Here is a 4,121-nt window from a genome sequence, read left to right on the forward strand (position 1 = left end):
GGGCGGCGGTGCGCTGGGACGGTGCCCGCTGTCACGCCCCGCGGAGGTCCAGGGTCCGGGCCGCGCTCCGCGTCAGGATGGAGCGCAGCTCGTCGTCGCCGATCACGATGGGTTCCGTGCGGACGCCGATCTCGATGGGTTCCATGCAGATGACGGGGACGGAGCTGAGCACCATCAGCGCGGCGACGCGGGCCGCCGGAGCCGGGGAGCGGGCGGCCAGCGCGTCGAGAAGCCGGTCCGACATCCCCTGGACGCCGGCGAAGGCGGGGCGCTGGAGCAGCGCGGGGATGTCGTCGTACAGGACGGTGACCTCGCGCCGGAAGCGCATCACGAGATCCACGTATCCCTCGACGGCCGCGAGCTGGACGTCGTCGTCACCGAGGCCGGCCAGCCGGGCGTCGAGCGTCGCGAACGCCTCCACGGCCGGCGCCAGCAGTTCGGCGAGGATCGCGTCCTTGCCGTCGAAGTGGTACAGCAGCGCGGCCTTCGAGCAGCCCACCTCACCGGCGATGTCCTGCAGTGACGTCCCCTTGAAACCGGTCGCGGCGAAGAGCCGGGCCGCCGCGTCGAGGATCTCGCCGCGGGTGCCCGAACGTGTGCTGCGTGACATGAAATCACCCCCTTCACCAGCATGCCTGACCGATCGGTCAGAAGCTGACCGATCGGACAGTTCGGGGGTATGACGTGTGCCACATCGGGGACACGGGAGGCGGACGCGCACCGGGCGGGCCCCGCGCTCCGGCGCCTGTCCGCTGAGGAGCGCGCAGGCCGCCGGCCCCTAGGAGCTGCCCGGTCGACCATGGCGCACCTGCGGTGGGCTCCTCTCCCTCAGCCCGGCCCTTCCTTGAACCGGGGTCTGTCTCAGACCCTGCCTGTCAATCACCGAAGAGGCTCGGGGACACGGCCCAGCCGCGACTGTCAGAGGCGCGCAGTACGGTCCTGGCATGGCAGCCAGAATCGATCTGACCCTTGACTGTATGGATGCGCAGCTCCTCGCCGAGTTCTGGAAGACGGCGCTGGGGTATGTCGACGAGCCTCCGCCCGCTCCCTTCGAAACCCGCGAGGAGTGGTTCGCGCAATTCGACCTTCCGGAGGACGACTCCGTGGAGGACGGCGCGTGGCTCTGCGATCCGGACGGCGTCGGCCCCCGGCTCTCCATCCTCAAGGTTCCCGAGCCCAAAACGGCGAAGAACCGGCTTCATATCGACGTCCGAGTGCCGGGCCATGGCAGTGCCGATGAGCGATGGGAGCGGATCAGAGCGGAGTCCGAGCGGCTGGTGAAGGCGGGCGGGAACGTCCTGGAGGAGTTCGACGGGCACCACATTGTGATGGCCGATCCGGAGGGCAATGAGTTCTGCGTCGCCGCGGCCTCGGCCTGAGGGGCGACAGCCGTCGCTGCGGCGATGTCGGCCGGCCGCATCCGATCGATCATGTGAATCGTTGGATTGTTCGTGGGTCGTGGTGATCTTTCGGGTGCTGAGTGGGAGCGGCCGGCTGTACTGATGCCGGCCGCTTATCCTCGTGGGGGCCGATGGCGTGACCACCGACAGGTGATCAATGGGATCCTGCGGCGGATCCACACCGGAGCGCCCTGGCGTGATGTGCCCGAGCGGTATGGGCCGTGGAAGATCTGCTACGAGCGGAACCCGATCGCCCTCACTCATGATCGACCGGACGGACCCTAGTCGACCTCGGCGCTGCCGTTCACGCGGAGCTTGCGGCGGGCGCGCTCGTAGAAGCTCGTGGTGCCGAGCCGGACGACCCAGGCGGCGGCGCGCACCGCGGTGACGGAGAGCCGGTCCCCGGGCGATAGATGGGCGCCGATCGCCCCGTCCACCTCCACGGCCAGCCGCCCGCTCGTCGGGAGCACCTCAAGGTCGACCACCTCGTCGGCGGAGAGCACCAGGGCCCGGTTGAACGCCGAGTGGGCCGCCGCCGGCACGACGAGGAACCCCTCGACCGTCGGCGACACGATCGGGCCGCCCGCGGAGAAGCTGTAGGCCGTCGACCCCGTGGAGGTCGCCACGATGACGGCGTCGGCCGCGTAGCGGACGAAGGGGTGGCCCTCCACCGAGATCGCCACCGCGGACAGCCCGTCGCCGGGGGTGCGCACCAGGGCGACGTCGTTGAAGGCGGTCACTGTCCTCCCCTCGCCGAAGGTCGCCCGCACCGCCATGCGGGGCTCGACCGTGTACTGGTGGCTGTCGATGGCCGACAGCGCGAAGGGCAGGTCCTCGACGTCGATCTCGGCGAGGAAGCCCAGCTTGCCGAGGTTCACGCCGAGGATGGGGGTGGGCCGTCCGGCGATGAGCCGCATGGTGCGCAGCATGGTGCCGTCACCGCCGAGGCTGACGAGCAGGTCGGCCCGGTCCACCAGGGTGTCGGTGTCGACCGACACCGCGCTGCAGTCGATGCGCCCGACCTCGTCGGGCAGGCCGAGGACGGTCACGCCGTGGGCGCGAGCCCACTCCACGATCGTGTCGATGGCGACCTTCGAGTCGCGTTGCGGGTGCAGCACCAGGCCCACCGTTTCGACCATGCCCATGCGGCCACTGTACGGCGCGCCGGGCCCCCGGCGATCCGGCGCCGACCGGCGGGAACCCCGCGGGCCGGCGCCGTGACGCTGGCCGGGCGGGGCGCGCCCGCCCCGGAGGCCGCGGGCTCAGCTCTGACGTTCCCGCTTCATCCGGGCCTCGTAGAGGTGGCGGCGGCCACCGGCCAGCTGGTCCCTGATCCGCTTCTCGAGGCCGGTGAAGAAGCGGTAGTAGCCGTCGTCGTACTCCTCCATGATCTGGAAGGTCCACCGGTCGGGCAGCACGTTGCGGCCGATCAGCTCGTCGGCCACGACGTCGGCCAGGTCGGGGTGGCCCGCGGCGCGCAGCAGTTCCACGACCCGGTCGAGCTGCAGGTCGGCATGGCCGGTGAGCTGGTGGAAGGAGTAGAGATGGCCACGGGCCCGTTCGGTCGTCTCCAGGGCCTCGGAGAGCCTGCCCAGCGCTTCGACGGTCGTGTCGTCGATATCGGGAGGCGGGGAACCGGCCGGCCGTTCGTCGATGGTCACGAGGTCTCCTCTCAACGGTCCCCGCCGGTCTGGGGCAGGGCAGGGTGACGGGCCCGACGGTCGAGGGCCGGGACGGGGCGGCCTCCGTCCCGGCCGACGGGCCCTGGCTCGCCGCCGCAGCCCTTCACGTCCTGAGCTGCGGGAACATTTCTCTACCCGCGCGGCGGGAGGTGAATCGCCGAGGCCCGTACCGGGAACGGGGCGTGGACAGGGTGATCCGGCGGTCGGACGGGCCCGGCGCGGCGGGCGGGGGGACAGCCTCCGGCGTCCCGCCCGATCCCGCATGTGTCACTCCCCTCTCCACGGGCATACGTTCGGCAGCCGAGTATTGGGAGCGTGGATCATGACAGTTACCGGCATCATCACCGCCATCGTCATCGGAGCGATCATCGGCGCCCTGGGTCGTCTGGTCGTGCCGGGGCGGCAGAGCATCCCGATCTGGCTCACCATCGTGATCGGTATCGTCGCGGCCCTCATCGGCACGGCGATCGCCGGCGCGCTGGGAGTGGCCAACACCGGAGGGATCGACTGGATCGAGCTGATCATCCAGGTCGTCCTGGCCGCCGTGGGCGTCATCCTGGCGGTCAGCATGTACAGCAGGCGCGGAGTCCGCTAGCCGATCGGAGGCCTCCACCGGACGTCCGGTCCGCCGACACGGGCGTCGACCGTCTCAAGGTGGCCCCGGCCCGGGATCTCCCGGCCGGGGCCACCGCCGTACGGTCCGGACCCCGCTGAGGCGCCGGCAAGGCGGCCGACCCGCCCCGGCGGCGAGGACCCCGCGATCCGCCCCGGCGGTGCGCAGGCGGCGAGGGCCGGGCAAAGCCGCACGCGCGGTCAAGGTGATGGGACGCCTGTCGTTCATGCTCTCGGGCGTCCAGCTCGGCATCACCGTCACCGCGCCGGCCGTCGGCTTCATCGCCGAGCCCGCGCCGGCCGGGCTGATCGCCCCCGCGCTGCGGGCGGCCGCCGTGCCCGAGGCGGCGGTCGGCGGCGTCGCCCTGGCACCGGGCCTCATCGACACCGATGACCACGTCGTGCTCACCTAGGTGCCGAACGCCCC

General features: G+C 71.4%; 6 protein-coding genes and 1 pseudogene. 4 read left to right on the forward strand and 3 right to left on the reverse strand.

Features of this window, described 5'->3' with window-relative positions:
• Positions 1–31: 31 nt before the first annotated feature.
• Positions 32–610: a TetR/AcrR family transcriptional regulator gene (locus tag CA984_RS42850; RefSeq protein ID WP_086579015.1), complete on the reverse strand. Its 579-nt coding sequence runs from the start codon at positions 608–610 to the stop codon at positions 32–34.
• A gap of 334 nt (positions 611–944) precedes the next feature.
• Here CA984_RS42850 and CA984_RS42855 point away from each other — a divergent pair, with 334 nt between their 5' ends.
• A complete protein-coding gene (locus CA984_RS42855; protein WP_086579016.1) occupies positions 945–1,379 on the forward strand; it encodes a VOC family protein in 435 nt (144 codons plus the stop codon).
• Between the two features lie 72 nt (positions 1,380–1,451).
• A pseudogene (locus tag CA984_RS42860) lies at positions 1,452–1,646 on the forward strand (transposase); the annotation flags it as partial.
• Positions 1,647–1,681: 35 nt separating this feature from the next.
• On the opposite strand, the gene CA984_RS42865 reads toward CA984_RS42860, so the two are convergent.
• Complete coding sequence (locus tag CA984_RS42865) at positions 1,682–2,545, reverse strand: NAD(+)/NADH kinase (protein WP_242676486.1); 864 nt, start codon at positions 2,543–2,545, stop codon at positions 1,682–1,684.
• A gap of 117 nt (positions 2,546–2,662) precedes the next feature.
• Positions 2,663–3,061, reverse strand: coding sequence for a hypothetical protein (locus CA984_RS42870; protein WP_086579017.1), 399 nt, complete (start codon positions 3,059–3,061; stop codon positions 2,663–2,665).
• Between the two features lie 343 nt (positions 3,062–3,404).
• On the opposite strand from CA984_RS42870, the gene CA984_RS42875 reads away from it, so the two are divergent.
• Both CA984_RS42875 and CA984_RS42880 read left to right on the forward strand, forming a co-directional pair.
• Positions 3,405–3,677 (forward strand): GlsB/YeaQ/YmgE family stress response membrane protein, encoded by a 273-nt coding sequence (locus CA984_RS42875; RefSeq protein ID WP_031166517.1) that lies wholly within the window; start codon positions 3,405–3,407, stop codon positions 3,675–3,677.
• A gap of 226 nt (positions 3,678–3,903) precedes the next feature.
• A complete protein-coding gene (locus tag CA984_RS42880; protein ID WP_341351766.1) occupies positions 3,904–4,107 on the forward strand; it encodes a hypothetical protein in 204 nt (67 codons plus the stop codon).
• Positions 4,108–4,121 lie beyond the last annotated feature (14 nt).

The sequence above is a fragment of the Streptosporangium minutum genome, from assembly GCF_002149035.1.
GTDB lineage: Bacteria > Actinomycetota > Actinomycetes > Streptosporangiales > Streptosporangiaceae > Streptosporangium > Streptosporangium minutum.